The organism is Pontibacterium sinense, from assembly GCF_015209595.1.
In the GTDB taxonomy this organism is placed as follows: Bacteria; Pseudomonadota; Gammaproteobacteria; order Pseudomonadales; family Balneatricaceae; genus Pontibacterium; species Pontibacterium sinense.
In genome coordinates this window covers 106,638-131,888 of sequence record NZ_JADEYS010000002.1, presented here as the reverse complement: position 1 = coordinate 131,888, position 25,251 = coordinate 106,638, and the positions used below count along the sequence as shown (strand labels likewise).

Sequence of the window (25,251 nt, the reverse complement as noted above, 5' to 3'; positions counted from 1 at the left end):
AAAAGGCAGTACCGCAGATTCGCACTGCCAGCACTGCCTTTTTATTTACCACACTCGGGTATGCCGGTCTCTAGGACCATTCGATACCTATGCAGCTAAGGACGGTCGTCACCGATGCTATCAAGCAGCTTATTGATACCGACAAACAACAACTTAACGATACCAAATGCCACAACCGCCAACGCCATAAACAGCATGAGCTGTGTGATGTCATTAGTACGCTGATAACCCCCGATTGCTACAGCAGCGAACAGTGCACTGACAACAATCGCAATAATATTACTGAGTTTCGAAGTATTGTGCTTATCGTCAGACACACGGCCTCCTTAACTTATATGTGTTTAATTCAGCTCAGCCAACAAGTCTTCATCCGGGTGCACACACTCCAGCTTGACGCCGGTTTCCGCTTCAACTTCAGGAATCATGAACGAGTCATCTTCACACGCGAAGCAGATAGAAGTACCGGATGCACCTGCTCGCCCGGTACGCCCTATGCGGTGTACATAATCATCCGGATCGTCAGGCAGCTGATAGTTGATGACATGAGTCACGCCATCAATATGAATACCACGGCCCGCTACATCCGTTGCAACCAACACCTGTATCTTCCCACTACGGAAGTCCTCGAGTGTACGAATACGGCGCTGCTGAGTGATCTCACCAGACATCAGTGCCGCACGAATACCGTCTTTCTGCAGACGCTCAGACAACGAGCGAGTTTCATGACGACGATTGCCAAACACAATAACTTTTTCGATATTGTTGATACGGATATAGTTACGCAGCAGCTTGTACTTCTCTTCGCTGGACACCAAAAAGACTTTCTGCGCAACGTTATCAGTGGTCTTCTTTTCTGGCTCAATTTCGATCTGCACCGCATCCAGTGTCCATTGGCGCGCAAGATTCATAATGTCGTCCGAAAACGTAGCACTGTAGAGCAACGTCTGGCGATCCTGACCTTTACGCGGTGTCGCACGAATGATACTGCGAACGTCTGGAATAAAGCCCATGGACAGCATACGGTCAGCTTCATCCAGAACCAAAACCTCAACGTTCCAGAGATCCACCTCTTTGTTGTTCACAAAATCCAGCAAACGACCGGGGGTCGCCACCAAAATATCAACCGGTCTCTTCTTCAACAACTGACGTTGCTTGTCATAATCCATGCCACCAACCAATGACACGACATGCAGATCAGCATGCTTGGACAAACCTTCCGCATCTGCTGCAATTTGCATTGCAAGTTCACGGGTTGGTGCAACAATCAATGCACGCGGCTCTGCCAGACGTCGACGCTCTGTAATTGGAAAATCCAGCAGGTCGGTAATAATCCCCAGCAGGAAAGCAGCTGTTTTACCCGTACCGGTCTGCGCCTTGCCGATGATATCTTTTCCCGCCAGCGCCGCAGGAATTGTTTCCGCCTGAATACCCGTCGCGTACTCGAAGCCTTGATCAGCAATAGCATGCAGCACAACGTCCGGCAGGTTGAAGTCCTGAAAACGCATTTTGCCTTCAACCACAGGTACGGAATACTTAGATGCATCCCAGTCAGCGCGGATCTCTTTCTCCTGACGCGGCTTATTACGGGAGTTATTACCCCGACGGCGGCGACGCTGTTTTGGTCGATCAGCACCTGATCCTGACGCTTCAACCGGGGCAGTAGTCTCGTTCTGTTTCTCTTCGATACTCAAAGTATTCATCCGTATTAAGCAAAGTTGCGTCGATATGGCGGCAGCGCATCCAGTAGCTTTCGTCCGTAACGACGACTGACCACACGACGATCCAACAAGGTAATGGTGCCCCGGTCCTGCTCTGTTCGAAGCAAACGACCCGTGGCCTGAGTGAGACGCATAGACACCATGGGCACTGCCCACTCTTCAAATGCATTACCGCCCTGCATCTCAATCCACTCTGCCATTGTTGCATCAACCGGATCATCCGGGACACCAAACGGCAGCTTGGTAATAATCACTTCGGTCAAGTAAGAACCAGGTAGATCAACCCCTTCTGCAAACGACGCCAACCCGAAAATAATGCTGGCCTCATCCTTATCTATCTGTTTTTTATGGCGGGAGATGATTTCATGTTTCGCCAAATCTCCCTGCACAAGTACGTTATTCTTAATGGAATCAGGTATTCGTTCAAGCACTGTGAACATTTGCCGCCAGGAACTAAACAAAACCAGCACTGATGTCATTTTTGGCAGATGTTCTTCCAAATACTCAGCCACCTCTTCAGTGTGCTGATCCGGTGTCTTTGGATCTGTTTTCATTGCAGGTACATATAACTCCCCGCAACTATAAAAATCAAACGGGCTTTGCAAACGTTCATAGCTGGATCCGTCAGGCAGACCAAGATCAGCACTCATTCGCGAGAAACTTCCAAGAGCCGTTAATGTGGCAGATGTCAGGACAGCACCATAACAGACCTGCCAAAGATGCTCTCGCAGTGTATCTGCTGCCGATACCGGGCTGCTACGACACTCCATATCATCACCGTCAGCGGTGTCCAATGCGCTAATCCACCGCGCTGTCGGAGATTTCCCTTGGGGATCAGCCTTGGAATAAGAGCGAGACAACCAATACACCGACTGCGCCCGTGATAACAAAATCCCAACCTGCGGATACCACCGCTCAGCCACATCTCGGGGAATATCGGCAAGTTCGCCATCCATCGCCTCTTTCAACACATCAACGATTTGCTCGAATTTTGCCACCACCTTTTCGGCCGAGCCTGCCAAGCCAGAGCAAACGTCCTGTAATTCTAACGGCAGTACTCCCTGGGCAAAACGGAAGCGTTTTTCACCACTCCCTATGCGTTCACGGAACATCCCATCCAGCAACAATTGCAGCTGCTCCAACGATGTTTCCATATCGCTGAAGGGCGTTGAAAGCTTCTGCACATAGTCCGTCAGTACAATATGACCTCCACAGTCCTGCAGCATCTTATTGAGTGTACGGGTCGTTTTACTTAACCAACGCTGAGACCCACGTACCCGCATACTGTAAGCAAAGTGTCCCGTGGTTTTATCGCCGAGGTGGTGACCTTCGTCAAAAATGTAAATGGTATCTGACGGATCGGGCAAAATAGCACCGCCGCCTAAAGACAAGTCTGCAAGAACAAGGTCATGGTTCGCAACGATAAGATCAACGCTATCAAGTGCCTGCCGCGCCTGAAAAAACGGACAGATACTGAAATGCGGACAACGTCTGTTGGTGCACTGTAGGTGATCACTGGTCAGTGGCCGCCACACATCCTCATCGATGGCATCACTTAACGTGTCTCGATCGCCATCCCAACGGCCTGCAGCAAACTCATTTAAAAGCGTTCGGTACTGATCGATAACGACAGGATCGAGCTTTCGCGCAATCTCGTCTTCATATAAGGCAATCTGCCCCAGTTCGTTTTGATCTTCCAGATGGCGCTCAGCCTGAGACAAGCAAAAATATCGACCCCGCCCTTTGGCCAGAGAGTAACGAACAACCAGACCCGCATCAGCAATTAGCTGCGGCAAGTCCTTCATGACCAGCTGCTCCTGCAAAGCGACCGTCGCTGTTGCTACCACAACCTTCTTTTTGCGGGCCTGCGCAATGGGTACTGATGCCAACAAGTAAGCCAGCGTTTTTCCGGTACCGGTACCCGCTTCCACTACGCAGATATGATTATCGCCGTTACGCTCGCCTTCGGAGGTTTGCTGAATAGCACCAATGGTACGAGCGATCTGAGCAACCATTAGTTTTTGGCTTACTCGGGGCTTCAGTCCACGGTTTTGCAAAAAGGCGCTGTAAGCAGACTGGATTTCTGATTTTAGTTTTTTATCGAGCAACGCCGTCGTCCAACCAAGTTTTGCGCAATGTTATCAAAATACTGGATATATAAACAGAAGTTGCTTTACAGAACTCCGATACTGTATATAATCACATGTACTGTATAAAAAAACAGATACGATTATGAAGCTGACAAAAAGACAAACGGAAGTTCTGGACTGCATCAAGCACTACATCGTAACAACCGGTTACCCGCCGACGCGTGCTGATATTGCGCGAGAGCTGGGCTTTAAGTCTGCTAACGCGGCTGAAGAACACATGAAAGCCCTGGCCCGTAAAGGTGCCATTGAGATCATACCCGGTACGTCTCGCGGTATTCGCGTACCTGTCATGGAAGAAGAAAAGGACCTTGGACTGCCTGTCATTGGCCAGGTAGCCGCAGGCTCTCCCATTCTTGCGCAGGAACATATCGAAGACCACTGCACGATTTCATCAGACTTCTTCCACCCTAAAGCCGATTATCTGCTCCGTGTACGTGGCACGAGCATGAAAAATATCGGCATTATGGATGGCGACCTACTTGCGGTACATCAGTGCCAACAAGTAAACGATGGACAGATCGTCGTTGCACGTATCGATGATGAAGTAACGGTAAAGCGCTTTAAGCAGGAAGGACATATGGTGTACCTGATTGCCGAGAACGAGGAATTCGACCCGATTGAGGTCGACCTTCGCGAACAGAGCTTGGCAATAGAGGGACTGAGCGTTGGCGTAATACGCAGAGGTAATGACTTATGATTAGCTATCAGACCGCAACCCCTAAACTGATTCGCCCAAGCCTAACCACGTCAAATCAAGCTTCTGCGGCGCTCATTAGGAGCAAACAAGCTTCCGGCAAGGTAACTGAGATCATTATGCGAGATGATGAACTCAGCAACATGCCCATGCTCATGCCCTTGCTGGCACAACTAAGCAGGGATGACCGCTGGTTTGTCTGGGTCGCTCCTCCCATTGTTTTGCCCAAGGCGCTACTTGCCGATGCAGGAATAGACCTGAGCAAGGTCATTCTGCTCAAACCTGATGACAACCATTCAGTATACGAACTCTCATGCCAGGCATTAAAAGCAGGCACCTGCCACGCAGTCATCACCTGGCCTGGATATTTATCCGAAGATGAATTGAATGGACTCGAAGACGCTGCCCGCACTGGCTCAAGCCACGGCATTGTAATTCGCGGACGCCAAAACGCCTAAACGACACATGAAACGACAGCACTCACACGGAACGTGAACACAAACAGAGGGATCTGTTGACAGGATTAAACGAAAAACCGCCCATCCCGAACGCCTACCGACGCCCAGAATAAGGACGGTATTTTTTTAGAATGAATAAAATTAGTGAATTGTCGGTAAAGTCTCAACAACCGGCTCATTAACCGGTGATAAGTTGTGACCTGACTCAGCAACCATATGAATACCTGCAGTCAGCATCATCCGGCCAACCTCGATACACTTTTCTTCCAGCGTCTCGCGCAGCTCGTCAGAGAATCCAACCACCATCAACGGCTCACTCTCTTCATCTTCAGCTCGACGAATTGCCAGATCTCCGTTTTCCAGCTCGACAATCTCTAGCAACGTTTCCAGCTTTTCATCCACTAATGACACTGACTTACCACTCCTGCATACCGTTACGCAACCGCTCAATCAACGCCCGCATTTCGTTCAACCAACCTTCATACTCAACGATAATCTGACCGTCCTCAGCGTGATCAGGATTTACCTGCACCACGTGTATCTCAGACACACTGCTCGTCTCCGTTACCGGTACACGCTTATCGCTGCCGTGCCAACAAGCCTCATAGGCTGCCAACATTTTGTGCAACCAACTTGTATGGTCTTTTTCCAGTTGTCCTAGCTCGTTAAGCTCCGCACCTTCGAAACCCGACTTCTCAAACTGCTCCATCAGGGCACGGTAACCCACAAAGGTTTCGGTATCAAAGCGGTACAGCTCTGCCACTTCACGCAAAAATGCATCATACGTTGACGCCAGATGAAAAAGCACTGATTCATTATACGATTCGATCAGCGCATGCTTACTCCAGCCCGTTGTACCTTGCGCTTCTTTCAACGCCTCAATATGAATACGTGAAAAATTCAGTTTCTGGTTAGTCCGTGCCAGATAGATACCGCTCATCAACTTCCCCTGAACCTATACAGGTTTACTTTTTCTTCGTGGTTTTCTTCGCAGCTTTCTTCGGCTTAGGCTGTTCCTCAACCCATTTACCGTCGACGTAATATGCCTTCCAGCCAGTGGCTTTACTTTCCACCTCACTCATTACGTACTGCTCTTTGGTTTTACGGCTATATCGAATAATTGCCGGATTACCCTCAGCATCCTTCACAGGCGCTGAAAACAGGAAGCTATATTTTGGATCAATCTCACTCTGATGAGGAATGATCTCGGACACTTTTGGTGCACGTGTTTCACGATTTTTAGGGAACTGACTCGCAGCCAGGAACAAACCACTGGCGCCATCTCGCAGAATGTAGGTGTCTTCTACCTTTTCACACTGCAACTCAGGCATAGGCACTGGGTCCATTTTAGGTGGCGCAGGTTCACCGCTCTTCAGCAGTTTGCGGGTATTCTTACACTCTGAGTTCGTACAGCCAAAGAACTTACCGAAACGACCTGTCTTGAGCTGCATCTCATTGCCACACTTGTCGCATTCGATACTTGGGCCATCATAACCTTTCAAGCGGAATTCACCGCCCTCAACCTCAAAACCTGAACAGTCGGGATTATTACCGCAAACATGCAACTTACGGCTCGCATCAATCAGGTAAGAGTCCATCGCTGCATCACACAACTTGCAGCGATGCTTGTTTCGCAGAATGCGGGACTCTTCTTCCTCATCGCCATCAACGCTAACAACCTCATCCCCAGGCACCAGATTGATCGTGCACTTACAACGTTCTTTCGGTGGCAGACTATATCCAGAACACCCAAGGAACACACCAGTACTACCTGTACGGATCATCATGTTACGACCACAATCCGGGCACTCAATATCGGTGTCAGTTGGGTCATTCGGACGCATCCCGCCTTCGGCACTCTGCGCTTCATCCAGTCGGCGAACAAAGCCTTCGTAGAAACGCCCCAGCAGCTCTTTCCAATCTGCGCTTCCGCTGGCGATGTCATCCAATGACTCTTCCATGCGCGCAGTAAAGCTATAGTCCATCAGGTCGGTGAAGTTTTCCGTCAGACGCTCGGTAACAATGTCACCCATTTTTTGCGCATAAAAACGACGGTTCTGCACTTCGACGTAACCACGATCCTGAATGGTGGAAATAATAGATGCGTAAGTTGACGGACGACCAATCCCACGCTTTTCAAGCTCTTTAACCAGGCTTGCTTCGGTAAAGCGAGCAGTTGGCTTAGTGAAATGCTGCTTCGGTGTCAATTCAGACAGGATCAGCGTTTCACCTGCCTTCACATCCGGCAAGATCACATCTTCATCGCCCTTACCACGGGCAGCCAGTACGCGCGTGTAACCATCAAAGCGCAAAATACGCCCCTTAGTTCGCAGCTCAAAGTCACCCGCCGTTACGATAATACGTGAGCTGGTGTACTGCGCAGGTGTCATCTGACACGCAATAAACTGGCAACGAATGAGGTCATACAGGCGTTCAGCATCACGATCCATACCTGTCAGCGATGTTGGAGGCACCGTTACATCGGAAGGTCGAATGGCCTCGTGCGCTTCCTGCGCCCCCTCCTTGCTGGAGTAACGAATTGCCTCACCCGGCAGATAATCATCGCCGTAGTGCTTCTGAATATAACCGCGACATGCCTCAACGGCTTCGCCACTCAAGTTGGTGGAGTCCGTACGCATATAGGTGATGTAACCCGCCTCATAGAGGCGCTGAGCCAGCATCATCGTTTTCTTAACGCCAAACCCCATTCGGGTACTTGCTGCCTGCTGTAGCGTAGAAGTAATAAACGGCGCAGACGGCTTGCTGGTTGTCGGGCGATCCTCGCGCTTCAAGACACTGAAAGCACTTGCCTTCAATGTGTTCAGGTGCGCTGTGGTTTCGGCTTCAGATCCCGGTCGGAATTCTTTACCACCTACTTTTGCGACCTGAAGGCGCAGCGCCTCTCCCGCATCCGTCGCGGTATCGGCATGCATTTCCCAGAACTCTTCCGGAATAAACGCCCGAATCTCTCGCTCACGCTCGACGACCAAACGTACAGCAACAGACTGCACACGACCGGCAGACAGACCACGTGCAATTTTTTCCCATAGCAGCGGAGACACCATATAACCCACCACACGGTCGAGGAAGCGACGCGCCTGCTGGGCATTCACACGATCCATATCGAGCGCTGACGGCGCTTCAAAGGCGTTCTGGATCGCTTTCTTGGTTATCTCATTGAATACCACGCGACTGTATCGCGTTTCATCGCCACCAATGGCTTCACGCAAATGCCATGCTATCGCTTCCCCCTCGCGGTCCAAATCGGTCGCGAGATAGATCTGATCAGCAGACTTTGCCAAGCGGCGTAACTCATCTACGACCTTTTCTTTTCCGGGCAGAATATCGTAAGCCGCTTCCCAATCATTTTCGGGATCAACACCCATTCGGGTAATTAACTGCGCCTTTGCTTTACGCTTTTTATAGATAGCTTTCTCATCCGGATTCATCTTCCGGGTTAACGCTGCCTGACGCGCGCGTTCTTTTGGATCGCTTTTAGGGCCGCTGCCACTCGTCGGCAGGTCTCGAATATGACCTACACTTGATTTAACAACGTACTGATTACCAAGATATTTATTAATGGTCTTGGCTTTGGCTGGTGACTCGACTATTACCAGAGACTTTCCCATACGGGTATGATCCTTCGGGCGAACGGCTATAAACTTAATTTCGGTGCATTATATAAGTACTGAAAATGGTTCGGTCAAGAAAGAATTCGTTTTTTCGTTCGTTTAATTAGGCTAATACACTTTACCGAACCCCATATTAAAGGGACAATTCGGCTGATTTTTACAACAATTTATAACGGCTGGTTCATAAGAATATTTCTATGCTTCAAGACAATTTGCTGTATGTCATTTTAATCTGCGTCGTCGGTATAGTTGCCATCACAGTCAACTATCTGATCTCGACTCGTGAGCAGCAAGCCGAAGCCAAGGAGCACCGTCTAAACTGGCTTAGACAGCAGTCTGAGACCGTTTTCACCTCCCTGAAAGTTCTGCGTGAAATCGACTGCAACCCTGAGATCATCGACAAACTCAACGTTCATGCGATGGCGATGTACGATGAGATTGCAATGCTCGCCCCTGACTCTGATCTGCTGGCATCGATGACCCAGCTAAAAGAGGACGCTGACCAGTCTCTGCCAGCAAACCAAATACTCGACAGCGACCGCGCACTCAAACGCGTGCAAATTTATATAAATTTTGTCGAAAAGCTCGTTTTACAGATGGCATATGCTGGAAAGATTAGTCCAGCACTCGCAAAAAGCTATCGCCGAGACCTTCATTTACTGAAAGTCACCGTCGTTGCCGACGCTCATTTGACTCAGGGAAACAACCTGCTTTTACAAGGTGACAAAAACACTGCGCTGTCTCACTATAAACACGCGAAAGCTATTCTGTTGAAAGGCGCAATTTCCCATCAGGACAGGCAAGCCCGGCTAGAAAAGGTCAACCATGAAATTGAGAAGATTCAGCCAAAGCGCAATCACGGACGCGGCACCCTGGCTGACAGTATTGATAAGTTGATGTGACGCTAGTTGACGTCTATCGCCTTAAAACGTTCGACTTTCTCACCACTATCCAGGATCACCTGCTCGCAGAACATGGCTAGCGGCCGCACCCAGATACCCTCATCGCCATAACACTGTCTGTAGACGACAAGCCACTCCTCCGTTTCAGAATGACGCGCGCAATGCAGCACTTCGTACTCTGAGCCTTTGTAATGCTTATATCGGCCGGGTTCAGGTAAGTAATTTTGCGTCATTTTGATTCCTATTAAATTGCGTTGAGAGACACCTGGCGAGGCGCCATGCAGCTCAGAGATCAGATTCTGGCTTCCAAAATACGATCCAACTGCCCTTTTATCAGTTCCAGATCTTCAATGCTGCCATTTTCATCCCAATGCACAGTCGCGTGAATTGGAGTAGATTCGATTGATGACACACCCGCGGGCAATATATCGATCATATCTTTTAGCAATGCCAACGCTTCATCACTGAGGACATTTTCACCGAACCCCCAGCTCCACCCTTCCGGCAGCCCAGTATTCGCAATTGATTCGACCCTAAATGCATGCCAAGGAACAATGGTATTTGCTGTTTTTTTATCAACATTCAAACGTGGCAACCGGTAAGCCATAACAGAAGACTGACCCTCCTCGGTTTCCCCTTTTGCTCGAGGTGCGGTCAACCTCACCATCTGGACCTGAAATCCCAAAGGCTTTGCTTTTGCACGTAACTCGGCTTGAAAACGCTGCCGAGGTGTTGGCATAACCCACATAATTGAACCAAGCAGTGATAGCATAACCAGAATGATGATTGCCCACTTCATGAAAACTCTCCGTTGTTGATGGTGATCAAGGTCTCTGCCACCCTAGCGGCGGGCCCTATGCTACTCTCTAAGTGAGCCAAACAGAAGGAATGCGACAATGAGCCTGTATGGAAAAATTCTTCTTGCACTAGACCTCTCTGCTGAATGCGATCAGCTGATCGACAAAGCACGGGATATCGCATCTGCTAACTCGGCAGAGCTCTATCTTTTACATGTAATTGAACCGCTGAGTTTCGCCTACGGTGGCGACGTGCCGATGGATCTGACCACCATTCAGGAACAGTTAGATGATCACGCTCACAGCCGTCTGCAAAAGTACTCTGAAAGACTGGATTATCCTGTGGCACAGCAACTGGTTATTACAGGACACACAGAAACCGAAATCCACCGACTTGCCCAAGAGAAAGAGATCGACCTGATCATCGTTGGTAGCCATGGGCGCCACGGCTTAGCCCTGCTGCTCGGCTCCACCGCGAATAGTGTATTACACGGAGCGAACTGTGATGTGCTGGCAGTCCGCGTGAAGGACGCAGAAAAAGAGTAACGCTTTCCGCTTCATTTCATAATACGGGAGGCTTTGCCTCCCGTATTACTATCAAATTTGCTCCCCAGCTACAGGGACCGGTGGAATGATTCAGTCTTCCTGCATCGCTTCCAGTTCGACCCAACGCTCCATCAGCTCTTCAACTTTTTGCTCTTGCGCCTGCAAGGCCGCAAGCTTATCAGTCACCACTTGATGGTCCTGCTGATAGAAATCCGCGGCAGCCGTCTCCTCTTGCAACGATTCCAGAGCCTGCTCAGCCGCTTCCATTAGTGCTGGCAGACCATCAAGCTCCCGCTGCAATTTGTAACTGAGCTTCTTCTTGTTTTTCGCTGCCGGTTCTGGCGTAGCCACTGCTTCAGGTTTGCTGTCTACAGCTTTGGCCTGGGATTTCCCCTTCGTAAGGGCTGTCTGCTCCGGTCGCTGACGCAACCAATCGTTGTAACCACCAACATACTCACGCACATAGCCCTGACCTTCAAATGCCAACGTGCTGGTGACAACGTTGTCGAGGAAAGACCGGTCATGACTCACGAGCAGGACGGTGCCATCGAAATCAAGCAAAATCTCTTCTAACAACTCCAGTGTTTCAATATCCAGGTCGTTGGTTGGCTCATCGAGCACCAGAATATTGGCAGGCTGACTAAACAATTTAGCCAGCATGACACGGTTACATTCACCACCAGACAATGCCTTAACCGGCGTTCGAGCACGCTCAGGCGCAAACAAGAAATCACCCAAATAGCTGATCAGATGTCGCTGACGCCCATTCAGCTCTATGCTTTCACGGCCTTGTGCGATGTTATCCATCACACTTTTTTCCATATCAAGCTGGCTACGCAACTGATCGAAATAGGCAACCTTCAGATTCGTACCAACACGCACCGTTCCATTCTCAGGCTCAAGCTTGCCCAACAAAATATTGAGCAACGTACTTTTACCCGCGCCGTTCGGTCCGATCAATCCAACACGGTCCCCACGTTGCAGCATGAAATCCAGATTAGAAATTAGACTGCGACCATCATATGCATGCGACACCCCCGTCAGCTCAGCAACAATCTTGCCGCTCTTCTTTGCCTCTTCAAGGTTAAAGTTTGCTTTGCCCTGACGATTACGTCGATCGGAACGCTCGTTGCGCATCGCTTTGAGCGCACGCACACGGCCCTCATTACGGGTACGGCGCGCCTTGATACCCTGACGAATCCAAGTTTCCTCTTGCGCTAACCGTTTATCAAACAAGGCATTGTGGCGCTCCTCTTCCTCCAGCAACTTCTCTTTTTGCACGAGGTAAGTGGTATAAGAGCCGGGGAATGAAGTGAGCTGACCACGGTCCAACTCAACGATACGTGTCGATAACTTCTCAACCAATGCGCGGTCATGGGAAATAAACAACAAACCGCCGGTAAAGGACATCAATTGCTGCTCAAGCCACTCGATGGTTTCGATGTCCAGATGGTTGGTTGGCTCATCCAGCAAAAGCAGCTGAGGCTCCTGAACCAGCGCAGCGCCCAGCGCAGCACGACGACGCCAACCACCGGACAGCTGAGACATTAACTTGTCGCCTGGCAGGTCCAGACGTTCCAGTATTTTCTGAACACGCTGCTCCAGATGCCAGCCGTCTCTAGCTTCAATCTGATGCTGCAACACTTCCAGTTTCGCGAGATCCGCGCCATCAGCCTGCGACGCCAGCTCATCGTATGCTTCACGCAAACGAACAACATCAGCCAGTCCTTCACTGACGACCTGTCGTACTGTACGCTCATCTGCAGCAGGCATTGCCTGTGGCAATTCAGCAATCCGGCATGCCGGGTCACACCAGAATTCACCACTATCCGTACTCTGATGGCCACCAATGACTTTCAGCAATGTAGATTTGCCTGCGCCGTTCAATCCAACCAACGCCACACGCTCGCCAGGATCAATCTGAAAGTCGATTTGATCCATTAGCGGTTTTGCGCCGAAGGCTACAGAAACTTTATCGAGACGAATAAGGGGCATAGTACTCTCTGGTCTACTTTTCTTAAGAGCGCATATTCTACTTGAAATACACTCATTCAGTGAAAAAATGATTTAAAAACATAGCCCCACTGCCGTATAAAGATATACAGACTTAGCCCATCATCTGAACTATTCCGGCTGAGCAAACACTAAGGACTGGCTGGGCAATCAGCGGGTTAGATATCAGGAGTGCCGGATTACACCGCAATATATCCGGATGTGGTTATACTCAATACGTCATGCGGACCACACTGCAGCATAAGGAAGCCCTAATGCGAACATTGGCTCTGTGCCTCTCCCTGCTTGTCACCAGTCAGACAAGCCAGGCTGTTACGATCGATCAGCAACGCACCCAGTTCTTAGCCAGTCACAAGCTCATAGAGATGGGCACGCTCACCACTCTTGACCAACAAAAAGGCGTGCTGGCCGATTACCCGCTTTACCCCTACCTGGAGTTCGAACTACTCCGAAAACAGTTGGGTAAAACCAATCAAGGCCAAATCACTGCGTTTACCAAACAGTATTCAGATACCCCTTTGGCCTATCGTTTAAATCGCGCGTGGTTGTCACACTTATTCAAGAACAAACGCTGGGCGGACTATAAAACTGCCTACGCCCAAAAACCGGTATACAACGACCTGTATAGCTGCCGTTTACAGGTAGCCCGCCTGAACAGCGGCGAGAAGAAAGCAGCACTAAAAGCGGCAAAAACGTTATGGCTCGTTGGACACTCTCAGAAAGACGACTGCAACCCATTGTTTGACGCATGGAAAAAAACAGGGCAACCAACATCCGATATGGCGTCAACCCGTTTCTGGATGGCTGCTGGCAAGGGTAACGTTACGCTCGCTCGCTACATCGAACGCTCAGTAACCGATCCTGCTCAAAAAAAGCAAATTGAACTGTTCTGGAAGATTCGCCAATCACCTGATCTCGCTGACACACTGACGACAAAGCAACTGTCTGGCGAAGCGCGGGCAGTGACACTCCAATACGCTTATAAAAGCTGGTCACGTAGAGATCGCGTTGCAGCCACCAATTCATGGCTAAAACAACGCAAGACCCTCGCCAAAACTGAACAAAGTTACGTCGATAAACTCAACCGCACGCTCGCGCTGCGCTTGGCGGCAAACTTCGATGCGAAGGCCGAACCTCTGATTCAGAAACTGGATCCCTTCTTCAAAATTGAGGAGGTTACTGAATGGCGTATCCGGGTCGCTCTTAGTAAGCAAGACTGGAAGTCTGTTAATCGGTACATCCTTCAGCTGCCTGACGCCAAACAAAAGTCTGATCGCTGGCTTTACTGGAATACGGTTGCCAATCGTCAACTCAGTCTAAAGGCTCCGCTAAAGCAGCCTCTGAGCACACTGTCACAAGAACGCAGCTTTTATGGGTTTCTTGCTGCGGAGCTGAACAACCAACCCTTCGCACTCAACAAACAAACCATTCCACTGCAAAAACCTGCATTGGTGAAACTGGAATCAATTCCCGGCCTCATTCGGGCACGAGAACTGTTCCTGTTGAATCGCATTGTAGATGCGAACCGTGAATGGCGACGTGTAGAAAAAAACCTGACCAAAGATCAGAAATTGATGGCAGGCTATCTTGCACTGAGCTGGGGCTGGCACAACCGGGCCATCAACGCAGCGATCTCAACCCGAGAATGGGATGAACTGATGATTCGCTTCCCCGCCCCTCATAAACAACTGTTCGAGCAAAACGCAGAGCTGCGCAAGATCGACCTGACATGGCCACTCGCGATCGCACGTCAGGAAAGTGCGTTTCTCAAAAACGCCCGTTCTCATGCTGGTGCCCGCGGCCTGATGCAATTAATGCCAGGCACCGCCAAACTGACTGCTAAGAAACACAAAATTTCCTATAAGCGTCTGAGTCAGCTAAACCAACCACAGATAAACATCGCCTTAGGGACCGCCTATCTGGGAGAGATGTATAATCTTTTTGGCAACAACAAAGCCTATGCAACTGCCGCATATAACGCAGGTCCGCATCGGGTAAAAAAATGGCTCAATGACCGCGGCCACCTACCGCTCGATATCTGGATTGAAACAATTCCGTTTAAAGAAACGCGTCGCTATGTTCAAAACGTGCTGGCTTTTCGGGTGATTTATGACCGAATGTCTGGCAGAAACGGCAGTTTACTCAGCGAGCATGAAGAAAAGCTACTCGCGCTGAACGCTAAACCCGAAAAACCCAAATCCCTGTAGCGGTGTGGCCAGCTTCTGCTGGCCTCCGTATAATCCCGCCCGACTTTAGCCAGCAACCGGATTTGTCACTGATGCAAACGCAATGGATCGATATCGGCCTTAATCTGACCGATTCCTCTTTTCGAAACGATATAGAGGCCGTGCTTAAACGGGCAGTTGATCAGGGTGTCGGAAAAATGGTGGTCACAGGGACCGCCATCGATGGAAGTGAGCAAGCGGTTAAGCTTTGTCAGCAATATAGCGACTTACTTTACTGTACTGCCGGCGTGCATCCACATGACGCGAAAAGCTTTACGACAGCCACCGCAGACACTCTGCGAGATCTGTATAAAGAGCCTTGCGTTGTCGCGGTGGGAGAAACCGGGTTAGACTTCAATCGAAACTTTTCTACGCCCGAACAACAGATCAAAGCATTTGAAGTGCAACTAGAGCTTGCCGCTGAGTCAGGGCTTCCCCTTTTTCTGCATGAACGAGACGCCTTTAAGACACAATTTGAGATGCTGAAGTCCTATCGGGACCAAATCAGCAACGCGGTAGCTCACTGCTTTACCGGAGAAAAAGAGGCCCTGTACGGGTACCTGGATCTGGATCTCCATATTGGCATTACAGGATGGATTTGCGATGAACGTCGTGGGACCCACCTTCATCCGCTATTAAAAGATATTCCTGCTGAACGACTGATGCTGGAAACGGATGCGCCCTATTTATTGCCAAGAGATATCAAGCCCAAACCTAAATCCCGTCGCAATGAGCCTTATCACCTGCCACACATTGCCCGAAAAGTCGCTACGTTACTGGATAAGCCAGAAGAGCAACTCAGCGCAGAAACAGTGGCAAACACCCAGCGTTTTTTTAATCTCTAAAGCAATCCCGGTAGCCACTGCCGGGAACGATCTCAACATCCAGCACTACTCACCCATATCGGCAGGCAATCCGGCAATAAATTCGCCTAACTGCGCCTGATCGAATGGCCAACCCAGCTCCCGACCCGACACTTCATCAACTAATACAGGGATGCGTACTGCGTACTTTTCCATCAACGCATCGTCTTCTGCGATATCAACGACATCCACAACAAACCGCGCCGGATCCATATGGTGGATCAGTATTTCTGCTGCCACATCACACAAATGGCACCCCAAGGTGCTCATTAGCAACATCTCTCTCATTCAAATCACCTGAAAATATGCTTACAATCTGTAGGTTTAAAGCTCCGATGCCGGCACTGTAGCCGTACCACCGGTTGAGCGGAAGGGAAAAATGAAGCCTAGTATAACGCCGATTGATCGAGAAATTCGCCTTGGGGATGACGAGTTCATCGTTAGCAAAACCGATACAAAAGGAATTATTACCTACTGTAACCGGGTCTTTATGCATATCGCTGGATACAGTGAAGCTGAACTGCTTGGAAAACAGCACAACATTGTTCGTCACCCAGACATGCCACGCGGCGTATTTCGGTTTCTGTGGCAAACCCTCCAAGACGGCGAGGAGTTTTTCGGCTACGTCAAAAACATGTGCAAAAGCGGTGCCTACTACTGGGTATTTGCCAACGTCACGCCTGACTACGACGAAAGAGGCCGGATTGTCGGATATTACTCTGTGCGCCGCAAGCCCAGCGATCAGGCTATCGCAGCCTTAGCCCCCATCTATAAAGAGATGCTTGAATTGGAAGCCCGTGCCGGTGCAAAAGATGGACCTGACGCGTCAACACGCTTGTTACAGGAAAAACTTGATGCAATGGGTACCACCTACAATGACCTGGTCATGAGTCTGGATAAGTAGTCTGTAGCCGATATGAATAAACAAAAAAATTACCAGAACGGTACCAGCCAGGGCATCCCTATGCTGCGTACCCGCAATTTAATTATTTCTTCATCCATTCCTATACTCACGGCAGCAACCTGCCTGACCGTAATACTGACCAGCGGCTTGTATTGGTGGCTTCTGATACCGTTGGGGTTTGCCATCGGCTTGGGGATCTACACATACGTTAGCCACAGCCATGCCATTGACGGCCTGGAACGTATATTTTTCACCCTAAAAGAGGCGAACAAAGGCAACCTTAGCGGCCGTATCACCCGCATGGCAGGCTTAGGGGAAGTGGGCATGGTCGCCTGGGAACTCAATGATCTACTCGACCGGGTAGAGTCGTACCTCCGCGAAGTGGACTCCTGCTTTAAGCATGTATCTGAAGGCAACTATGACAGACTGGCACTGTACAAAGGCTTGCCCGGCCAATTGCGCCAGTCCCTTATCAGAATCAATGAGTCCTTAGAGAAGATGCAGGCCGGACAAGAGTTTCTGGCCGCCAACGCCCTGCACTCAGAGCTTCACAACCTCAATACGGGCCACCTGATACGTAACCTGAAGCTAACACAGGCAGATCTGGTCAAGATATCGGATGAAATGGCTCAAGTAGAAGGAATTGCGACGCGCAACGGCGAAGTGGCAGATAATAGCCAAAGCGCTGTTAATGCGATGGCCACATCGTTAGAAAATATCAGCGGTAACATCGAATCCGTTAGCAGCGTCATCCACCAGCTGGAGCAAGACAGCAAACGGGTAACCGAGTCACTGTCGATAATTACCGACATCGCAGACCAAACCAGCCTACTTGCATTAAATGCAGCCATCGAGGCCGCTCGCGCCGGAGAACAAGGTCGCGGATTTGCTGTTGTAGCTGATGAGGTTAAAGCCCTCTCAAATCGCACTAAAGAAGCAGCCATTGATGTTAGCCAAACCATCGACAGCTTTAGCCAGCGCGTACAAGAGATGGTTGAGCAATCAGAATCATCCACCCGCGCAGCCTCCGAAGTCACCGAAAAAATTGAAGATTTCCGCCACCAGTTTTCAGAAATTGCCTCTTCTGCAGAAGATACTAAACGTTATGTTTCGTATGCGAAGGACCGAACATTTGGCTCTTTGGCAAAAGCTGACCACGTTATCTTCAAACAAAACGGTTATCTTGCTTTAGATACCAGCGAGAACCGAGACCCAGAAATTGCTGCAATATCAACAACTCACACCGAATGCCGCCTCGGAAAGTGGTATTACGAGGGCTTTGGACAAGAGGAGTTTCGACATACGTCTAGTTACCAAGCACTTGAACTTCCTCATGCGGCAGTGCACCATGCTGTACAGCAGGCAGTATCTTTACGCGACGAAAATTGGCAGAAACATGCTGAAGTTCGCGAAAAGATCGTTGACGCTATGCGGAATGCAGAAGAAGAAAGTTACAAAATACTGCAATATATCGATGACATGATTGAGGAACGTCATTCGATAGATGGATCTGGCCAGCGCTGATTCAGCTTACTGAGTGGCGCTACCCATGTAGTAACGGGTTATAAATATTTCCAGCTCTGTCTCGGGAATGACGCAGACAAAGTCCGTCAGTTCTATCTGTTGTGCACCGCATTTCAGGCAGGCGGATCGGCACTATAAAAGGCGTATTTATGGAAAACAAAAGCAGCATGCCCTCCAACCCGCAAGAGTTTATCGACTACGTAAACAAGGAGACGCAAAAAGTTCTGGAGATGTTCTCTGCCACTGGCGGTGATGACATTCTCAGTTCCTTCACACAGTCTTGGACTGATCTGGCGACCCGCTCCTGGGAAGACCCATCTGTATGGGTTCGCGCAATTACAGATTACCAGACCAGCCAGATGAATCTCTGGAAAAACCTGCTCTCCGGCAACGCCACAACTAATCCGGTCGCTGAGCCGCCACGCGGTGATCGTCGCTTCCAGGCTGACGAGTGGTCTCAGAACCCTGTATTTGATTACATTAAGCAGTCTTACCTGCTGACCTCCAACCTGCTGAACGATATGGCTTCTAAAGCCAACCTGTCTGACAATCAGCAGAAACAACTGGAGTTCTACACGCAGCAGTATATCGATGCGATGTCTCCAACCAACTTCGCAATGACCAACCCCGAAGTTCTGCAGCAGGCAATGGAAACCAAAGGTGAGAGCCTGGTTAACGGCCTGAAAAACCTGCTAGGCGATCTGGATAAAGGTCGTATCTCAATGACTGACGAGAGCGCGTTCAACCTGGGTGAAAACCTGGCGATGACCGAAGGCTCCGTTGTATTTGAGAACGAAATGTTCCAGCTGATTCACTATAAGCCGACATGCGAGCAAGTTGCTGAACGCCCTACGCTGATCGTGCCTCCGTGCATCAACAAGTTCTACATCCTTGATCTACAGCCGCATAACTCGTTTGTTAAATACTGCGTTGATCAGGGCCAGAACACCTTCCTGGTATCCTGGTTGAACCCGACCGCTGAACAAAGCCACATCAGCTGGGATGACTATGTAGGTGACGGCGTCCTGAAAGCAGTGGAAGTTGTTAATAGCATCGCGGGTACTGAAAAGCTGAACGCCGTCGCATGGTGTATCGGTGGTACTCTGCTGTCTAGCTCCCTCGCAGTGCTGGCAGCGCGCAAACAGACTCCTGTAGCATCCGCTACCTTCCTGACCACACTGACCGACTTCCAGGATCCAGGTGACCTGTGCGTCTTCATCGACGAGCAGCAAGTTAAACGTCTGGAAAACAAGGTTAATAGCAACGGCATCCTTAACGGTCGTGAGCTGGCAACATCTTTCAACATGTTGCGCTCCAATGATCTGATCTGGTCTTACGTTGTTAACAACTACCTGAAAGGTCAGACACCACCTCCATTCGATATTCTCTACTGGAATGGTGATTCGACAAACCTGCCTGCCAGCATGTACACCTACTACATCAATAAGATGTATCTGGAAAACAAACTGGCTGAAAAGGATGGCCTGACAATTTGCGGTGAGAAAATCGATCTGGGTAAAGTTAAAATCCCTGTTTACTTCCTGTCCGCGATCGAAGACCACATTGCACCTTGGAAAGGCACCTTTACAGGTACTGAGCTGTTTAAAGGCAACATTGAGTTTGTACTGGGTGCGAGCGGTCACGTTGCAGGTGTTATTAACCCAGCATCCAAAAACCGTCGTAGCTACTGGACCAAAGGTGAACTGGGTAACGGTGCTGACCACTGGCTGGAAACTGCTGAGAAGCAGGAAGGCTCTTGGTGGCCTCACTGGTCTGAGTGGGTTAAGCGTCGTGGCGGCAAGAAAGTTGAAGCACCAGCCGCATGCGGTAGTGCTGAATATGCCGAGATCGAGCCAGCTCCGGGTCGTTACGTGAAAGCACGTGAAGCCTGATTAATGGCTGACTAATTAAAAACCGGAGCATAAGCTCCGGTTTTTTTATGCCTCTCACGGCAACCTTAATGTACCAGACCTCAATGCCCCATCCCGCTGCAACAAGTTAACAGGCTTACCTTTATCCGGTAAGCGGTAGTCACAGACTCCTGTTGGAAATACGCGCTGCAGCTCTAATAGATAGGGACGCATGTCGATGTCACCGTATACACCCGACTCAATGGCCTGCCCTACTGTTTGGCGCTGGCATTTGAATAGTTCCCCGCTTATTGGCGCACCTGCCACCATTCGGGAATCTTTAAAGGGTGGATACTGGCGATAGCAAACACCACGTGAGCGCTGATTCCAATCACCATCCCAAACCGTGGGACCAGAAGCAATCAGCTCACCTTCTTCATCGTAACACCGGTCTTCGGCCCCTTCGGGACGGCTTTCACCAACACTTAGTGACGGTGATTTCATCATATTCTCCATCCAACGCTCAATCACCAGAAACGCATCAGGCACGGGATCATGAGGACGACGTGTCATCCAAATCAGCTGATTCTCAGCGCTACCCTGCCCATCGAGAAGCCTCTGGCGCGCAGAAAACGAAGCAAAACTGTGATGCATATCCAATGCATCATCTAAGTAATGACGTAGATCGATAATAGGGATTTTCGCTAATCCAATGAAAACCTGTCCCGATCTGTAGGCGGCCTCAATTGCTTGCAAGTCACCTACTCCGCGCTTCGCCGGTGTATTCCCCTTATCGGGGCTTAAACGCATATTATGCTGACCCCAAGGGGAGAAATTCAGCAGTCCCGCCATGCCACCGATACCGCCCAATTTCCAGTACCGTTCCGGTGCCATCTTGCCAGCGGGCTTCCAACTCCCGATATTTGCATTCAGATGCAAAAACTCTTCCGGTGTCAGGCGTTCATCCTGCAGTGCACCCAACCCATACTGAACCCCAACATTATCCCATGTCTGACGCGCATACCCCTGAGAATCCGTTCCGAGCATATGCTTCATATCATCCCAGTAACTCCAGTGCCCTTGTTCAAGAACCCGCCGACTGTAACGACCTGCATGATACAAATATTTGGGATTGTTCACTAAAGGCGTTAAGCCTCGCCAGGCACGCACACATTCATTGCTGCCGGAATTCAGATGAGGAGACCTCTGACGCACCAGCAACGCAATGTCGTATAACAGCGATCGCATATTAAACGAAGTTTCACTGGCATTCAGACCTTCAATAAGGCTGCGTTGAGACCAGTCTCGCCAACGTGGATTATGACTGGCCAGCACATCAAAGTAGTATTCCAACAGCTCACAATCAAACACATAGTGCGTTTGTGTGATCATATCGGGATAGGCATACAGAGGAATCGCTGCATCAAGCAAACCCGGTAAATTTTGTGCCAACAGATATTGCTGGATAGCACCGCCTGAACCGCCTATGCCAACGGTGTATTCTGGCTCCCCATAACGTGCAATGAACTGCCGTTTGACCCGCATAGCTGTTTCTTCCGCAAGCCAGATATTATAGTGATTAGTGGTTTGATTGGCCGTTGAGTACGCAATTGCGTAGCCTAAACGTAATTGCTCTATGCGCCTCTTAAGCAACCCCCTCTGAGAAAGGCGCCCCTGAACCTTGCCAATACCAACGCCGCCCCTAAATTGATATATCAGGCGCTGATTCCACAGCGTACTATCTACCTGCTCAGGCATCGAGGATTCAGCACGGTCACGACTAGTGATTGCAGCCAACATGTATATAAACCGATTTATTGTCCCTGTTTCCACACGCACAATAAATTCAGTGGATACACCATTCACTACAATTTCAGCGATATCCTCTCCGGCATCCTCAAGCGGAAAGAACTGATCGGTGCCTCGTTTGTTGTAAAAGTAACCGACACGTGTGGGAAGCAAGCAGTCTTTGCTGTAGCCGATAATTTGAGCCGTTTTTCTCCCGTTGACCTCTTTGAAGACAGGAACTCCGATATGGTGTTGATTATCGACCAGTGGCTGTCCGAGTTCTGAATCCTCAGTTCGGCAATAGAAAGGGTACTGAGCAGGCCCGGCATATAACGTTTCATGCGGACCTACATCACCCACCTGAATTGGATATGAGTAGGTATCAAGCGGGCGCGATGCTATGCGCGGGTGCGGCCCACGATAGGGTGGAATACTAGACGCAGTATTCATACCCGGCGGCACACCCACCACGGGATTATTCACGGCGGGTCGGTCTATAAGCATACTTAATGCGCTATAACTCAGTAGTATTGTCACGGCTAACAGACACAACAGCAGGGCCGTCGCTCTGCCTACAAACCGCCAGACACTCGTTCGTCTCTGCATACACGAAGCATCCTGAATGACATTTGTACATTCAATATAGTGCCCAAAGTCACAACTTTGATCGCAGATTGATCAAATTCTCAGAAACGATCTACACTTTTTAATATGCCCTGCCTCTGCACAACACTAGGCAGACCTCTCTATTCGATGGAAACAGACCGATGGACAGACGAAGTAGAAGAACGCCCCCGCTCTTAAGACCGGACTGCCGGATCCTACGAGTTATAGCCGTTTCGCTGATGTTCGGGTTCATTACCGCTTGTTCCGTTCATCAAAATCATTCAACTGCACAACATCTTGCAATCAACCTCTCCCCCAAAGATCTGAAACAGAACGGGTTGGCTTTTATGAGCCCCTCCACCGTATCAGGCCGTGAGGAAGATAAGCAGGCTCTGGCTTTTATCGTTGGTCGCGTATTGCAGCAGGAACGTCCTGATATCCGTCAGGTCTCACTGCCTCATGCGTTAGGTGCCATCAATAACGCAGGCCTTGCCCGTGACTACAAACAGATGTTTGAGGATTACCAAAGTACGGGGATTTTTAGCCGTCAAATACTCGGAGAGATTGGCGATGCGGTAAACGCCCGTTATGTGATACAGCTGAATCTTGCAAGCTTCAACCAAGGCAGCAGAGGCCGTTTCAGTCTTCTCGGTTATCGGCTGTTTCAGACTAAGCATGCGGATATACGCATGTTCATTCAGATCTGGGACACATCGACCGGTTCCATAGCCTGGGAAGGTGTTGAGGAGCTTATCGTTGCTGAAGAAACCAGCAGTGAAAAAGTCATCAACTTCACAACGGTGGTTGAAGCGTCTGCACGCAATTTGATCAAGCTACTCCCCCAATCAGAGACTGATTCCAGTCAACTTTCTCAAGCAACCCCTGCGCAATAATTCGCAGGGGCTCCAGAGTCGTTGCACTCTGCTGCAACTGGCTCTATGCTTCGTGGAAAATGACATGAGCATAGTCTCATGATCTCTATCGATCGGAACTTAGCCCAGACTACTGTCAGGCGTGTAAACAGGGAATTTATGCAACATAGCCTCTTTTGTAAGACGCGCCACTCGGTTTACTCTATCAACCTGACTACGCACTTGAATATCATCTGCAACCGCAATCCAAACCTGCCTAATTCTTTTTCAGTCATACACGGCACCAGCCCTCTATGGGCATTTTTCAGATCTGAAGCTCAACACTCTCTCAACGACCTCGCCTGATATGAAAAAGTACAATGACCGGTGGGCAGAGGTCCGCCAATTGCTTGTAATTGGTTGGCCAATTATTGTTGCTCAAGTCTCCCAAACCGGTATGGGATTCGTAGACACGCTAATGTCTGGACGGTACGGCCCACAAGATCTAGCAGCCATCGCCGTTGGCTCTAGCATCTGGCTACCCATCTTTCTGGCAGCCTCAGGCGTATTGATGGCCACCACACCGCTGGTTGCTCACTTTGTTGGCGCAAGCCAGCTAACGCGTACCCGCGAGGTACTCACCCAAGGCGCAGTCATTGCCCTGGTACTCGGCTTGGTCTCAGTGTTGCTCCTGCACAACACCCTCCCACTGCTGCACTGGATGGCCGTCGATCCGGCATTAGCAGCAAAAACAGATGCGTACTTAAAAGCAATATCCTGGGGTTTTCCGGCCATTCTCTTGTATCAGGTGATACGTAGTTTTTCAGAAGGCTTTGGTAAAACACGCCCCATCATGAAAATCGCAATATTGGGTTTGCTGGCCAACATCCCCCTCAACTACGTGCTGATTTATGGCAAGCTTGGCTTACCTGAGCTCGGTGGTGTGGGCTGTGGTTGGGCAACGGCGATTGTAATGTGGCTAACCTTAGGTGCCGGGATTTTATATCTTCGTCGCAGCGTGACATTCACTGAGTGCGATCTATTTCAGGGTTCTCTGCTACCCACCGCTCCTGCGCTTGGACACTTTCTACGCCTAGGATTACCGATTGGGATGGCACTGCTTATTGAGGTCAGTATGTTTGCGATTATCGCGTTACTACTTGCCGATTTAGGCGAAGTTATTGTGGGCGCTCACCAAGTTACACTGAGTTTCACGGGGATGATTTTTATGATCCCACTCAGTATCTCTATGGCACTAACAATTCGTGTTGGACACCGACTCGGCGCAAAGGAAAACTCTGGTGCCCGTTATAGTGCGGCAACAGGTGTAATGATAACCATCGGCTTCGCCGCCGTGAGCGCAACAACCATGGTTTTGTTTGCACCACACATTGTATCGCTCTATACAGATAGCCCGGAGATCATCGAGATCGCTGTCAGCCTGATTGGAATTGCGGCAATTTTCCAATTTTCAGATGCTATCCAAGTGTCTTGTGCTGGCGCTTTACGCGGTTACAAAGACACCAACATCCCACTTTTAATCGTGTTTATAGCCTATTGGGTAGTTGGTTTACCACTTGGCGTTATTCTGGCCAGAACTGACCTGCTAGTCCCCGCGATGGGGCCTCAGGGATTCTGGATTGCGCTAGTGATCGCATTAACGATAGCTGCTGCAATGCTGGCTCGCAGACTTGTTTGGCGCAGCAGAACCATAACCTGCGATTAAACCG

22 protein-coding genes are annotated in these 25,251 nt (G+C 49.7%); 11 read left to right on the top strand and 11 right to left on the bottom strand.

Annotation, left to right across the window (positions count from 1 at the left end; translation table 11 throughout):
• Nucleotides 1-95: 95 nt before the first annotated feature.
• Genes IOQ59_RS02835 through dinG form a run of 3 tightly spaced genes read right to left on the bottom strand, consistent with a single transcriptional unit; the run spans nucleotide 96 to nucleotide 3,775 of the window.
• The gene (locus IOQ59_RS02835) at nucleotides 96-317 is read right to left on the bottom strand and encodes a hypothetical protein (RefSeq protein ID WP_193951744.1); all 222 of its coding nucleotides are present in this window, start codon (nucleotides 315-317) and stop codon (nucleotides 96-98) included.
• A 24-nt stretch (nucleotides 318-341) separates the two neighbouring features.
• Entirely contained in the window at nucleotides 342-1,700 is a 1,359-nt protein-coding gene (rhlB, locus tag IOQ59_RS02830; RefSeq protein WP_193951743.1) for an ATP-dependent RNA helicase RhlB, read from the bottom strand.
• A 5-nt stretch (nucleotides 1,701-1,705) separates the two neighbouring features.
• A complete protein-coding gene (gene dinG, locus IOQ59_RS02825; protein WP_371871820.1) occupies nucleotides 1,706-3,775 on the bottom strand; it encodes an ATP-dependent DNA helicase DinG in 2,070 nt (689 codons plus the stop codon).
• 175 nt (nucleotides 3,776-3,950) lie between these two features.
• Here dinG and lexA point away from each other — a divergent pair, with 175 nt between their 5' ends.
• A complete protein-coding gene (gene lexA / locus IOQ59_RS02820) occupies nucleotides 3,951-4,565 on the top strand; it encodes a transcriptional repressor LexA (RefSeq protein WP_228050646.1) in 615 nt (204 codons plus the stop codon).
• Nucleotides 4,562-5,020 (top strand): cell division inhibitor SulA, encoded by a 459-nt coding sequence (locus IOQ59_RS02815; protein ID WP_193951741.1) that lies wholly within the window; start codon nucleotides 4,562-4,564, stop codon nucleotides 5,018-5,020. The genes lexA and IOQ59_RS02815 overlap by 4 nt, the downstream gene beginning before the upstream one ends.
• 141 nt (nucleotides 5,021-5,161) lie before the next feature.
• Here IOQ59_RS02815 and IOQ59_RS02810 read toward each other — a convergent pair whose 3' ends face one another.
• The 3 genes from IOQ59_RS02810 to topA are packed head-to-tail and all read right to left on the bottom strand — an operon-like array spanning nucleotide 5,162 to nucleotide 8,649.
• Nucleotides 5,162-5,431, bottom strand: coding sequence for a hypothetical protein (locus tag IOQ59_RS02810; protein WP_193951740.1), 270 nt, complete (start codon nucleotides 5,429-5,431; stop codon nucleotides 5,162-5,164).
• 4 nt (nucleotides 5,432-5,435) lie between these two features.
• Nucleotides 5,436-5,960, bottom strand: a complete 525-nt coding sequence (locus tag IOQ59_RS02805; protein WP_193951739.1) for a DUF6586 family protein — start codon at nucleotides 5,958-5,960, stop codon at nucleotides 5,436-5,438.
• Between the two features lie 25 nt (nucleotides 5,961-5,985).
• Entirely contained in the window at nucleotides 5,986-8,649 is a 2,664-nt protein-coding gene (gene topA / locus IOQ59_RS02800) for a type I DNA topoisomerase (protein WP_193951738.1), read from the bottom strand.
• 200 nt (nucleotides 8,650-8,849) lie between these two features.
• Here topA and IOQ59_RS02795 point away from each other — a divergent pair, with 200 nt between their 5' ends.
• Complete coding sequence (locus tag IOQ59_RS02795; protein ID WP_193951737.1) at nucleotides 8,850-9,554, top strand: DNA topoisomerase I; 705 nt, start codon at nucleotides 8,850-8,852, stop codon at nucleotides 9,552-9,554.
• 2 nt (nucleotides 9,555-9,556) lie between these two features.
• Here IOQ59_RS02795 and IOQ59_RS02790 read toward each other — a convergent pair whose 3' ends face one another.
• Together IOQ59_RS02790 and IOQ59_RS02785 are read right to left on the bottom strand one after the other, a co-directional pair.
• Entirely contained in the window at nucleotides 9,557-9,787 is a 231-nt protein-coding gene (locus IOQ59_RS02790) for a DUF1653 domain-containing protein (RefSeq protein WP_193951736.1), read from the bottom strand.
• Nucleotides 9,788-9,846: 59 nt separating this feature from the next.
• The gene (locus IOQ59_RS02785) at nucleotides 9,847-10,353 is read right to left on the bottom strand and encodes a hypothetical protein (RefSeq protein WP_193951735.1); all 507 of its coding nucleotides are present in this window, start codon (nucleotides 10,351-10,353) and stop codon (nucleotides 9,847-9,849) included.
• 97 nt (nucleotides 10,354-10,450) lie between these two features.
• On the opposite strand from IOQ59_RS02785, the gene IOQ59_RS02780 reads away from it, so the two are divergent.
• Nucleotides 10,451-10,897: a universal stress protein gene (locus IOQ59_RS02780; protein WP_193951734.1), complete on the top strand. Its 447-nt coding sequence runs from the start codon at nucleotides 10,451-10,453 to the stop codon at nucleotides 10,895-10,897.
• Between the two features lie 90 nt (nucleotides 10,898-10,987).
• On the opposite strand, the gene IOQ59_RS02775 is transcribed toward IOQ59_RS02780, so the two are convergent.
• Entirely contained in the window at nucleotides 10,988-12,892 is a 1,905-nt protein-coding gene (locus tag IOQ59_RS02775) for an ATP-binding cassette domain-containing protein (RefSeq protein WP_193951733.1), read from the bottom strand.
• Between the two features lie 272 nt (nucleotides 12,893-13,164).
• On the opposite strand from IOQ59_RS02775, the gene IOQ59_RS02770 reads away from it, so the two are divergent.
• Both IOQ59_RS02770 and IOQ59_RS02765 read left to right on the top strand, forming a co-directional pair.
• Entirely contained in the window at nucleotides 13,165-15,117 is a 1,953-nt protein-coding gene (locus IOQ59_RS02770) for a transglycosylase SLT domain-containing protein (protein WP_193951732.1), read from the top strand.
• A gap of 71 nt (nucleotides 15,118-15,188) precedes the next feature.
• Nucleotides 15,189-15,980 (top strand): TatD family hydrolase, encoded by a 792-nt coding sequence (locus IOQ59_RS02765; RefSeq protein ID WP_193951731.1) that lies wholly within the window; start codon nucleotides 15,189-15,191, stop codon nucleotides 15,978-15,980.
• A gap of 45 nt (nucleotides 15,981-16,025) precedes the next feature.
• Here IOQ59_RS02765 and IOQ59_RS02760 read toward each other — a convergent pair whose 3' ends face one another.
• Nucleotides 16,026-16,286: a glutaredoxin family protein gene (locus IOQ59_RS02760; protein WP_228050645.1), complete on the bottom strand. Its 261-nt coding sequence runs from the start codon at nucleotides 16,284-16,286 to the stop codon at nucleotides 16,026-16,028.
• A gap of 91 nt (nucleotides 16,287-16,377) precedes the next feature.
• Here IOQ59_RS02760 and IOQ59_RS02755 point away from each other — a divergent pair, with 91 nt between their 5' ends.
• From IOQ59_RS02755 to IOQ59_RS02745, 3 genes are all read left to right on the top strand, one after another.
• Complete coding sequence (locus IOQ59_RS02755; RefSeq protein ID WP_193951730.1) at nucleotides 16,378-16,902, top strand: PAS domain-containing protein; 525 nt, start codon at nucleotides 16,378-16,380, stop codon at nucleotides 16,900-16,902.
• Nucleotides 16,903-16,914: 12 nt separating this feature from the next.
• On the top strand, nucleotides 16,915-18,426 hold the full coding sequence (locus tag IOQ59_RS02750; protein ID WP_193951729.1) for a methyl-accepting chemotaxis protein: 1,512 nt from the start codon (nucleotides 16,915-16,917) through the stop codon (nucleotides 18,424-18,426).
• Between the two features lie 149 nt (nucleotides 18,427-18,575).
• Complete coding sequence (locus IOQ59_RS02745) at nucleotides 18,576-20,318, top strand: PHA/PHB synthase family protein (protein ID WP_193951728.1); 1,743 nt, start codon at nucleotides 18,576-18,578, stop codon at nucleotides 20,316-20,318.
• A 54-nt stretch (nucleotides 20,319-20,372) separates the two neighbouring features.
• On the opposite strand, the gene IOQ59_RS02740 is transcribed toward IOQ59_RS02745, so the two are convergent.
• Nucleotides 20,373-22,670, bottom strand: coding sequence for a DUF6351 family protein (locus IOQ59_RS02740; protein ID WP_193951727.1), 2,298 nt, complete (start codon nucleotides 22,668-22,670; stop codon nucleotides 20,373-20,375).
• A gap of 347 nt (nucleotides 22,671-23,017) precedes the next feature.
• On the opposite strand from IOQ59_RS02740, the gene IOQ59_RS02735 reads away from it, so the two are divergent.
• Nucleotides 23,018-23,563, top strand: coding sequence for a hypothetical protein (locus tag IOQ59_RS02735; RefSeq protein WP_193951726.1), 546 nt, complete (start codon nucleotides 23,018-23,020; stop codon nucleotides 23,561-23,563).
• A 325-nt stretch (nucleotides 23,564-23,888) separates the two neighbouring features.
• Nucleotides 23,889-25,247, top strand: coding sequence for an MATE family efflux transporter (locus IOQ59_RS02730; protein ID WP_193951725.1), 1,359 nt, complete (start codon nucleotides 23,889-23,891; stop codon nucleotides 25,245-25,247).
• The last annotated feature ends 4 nt before the right edge of the window (nucleotides 25,248-25,251 follow it).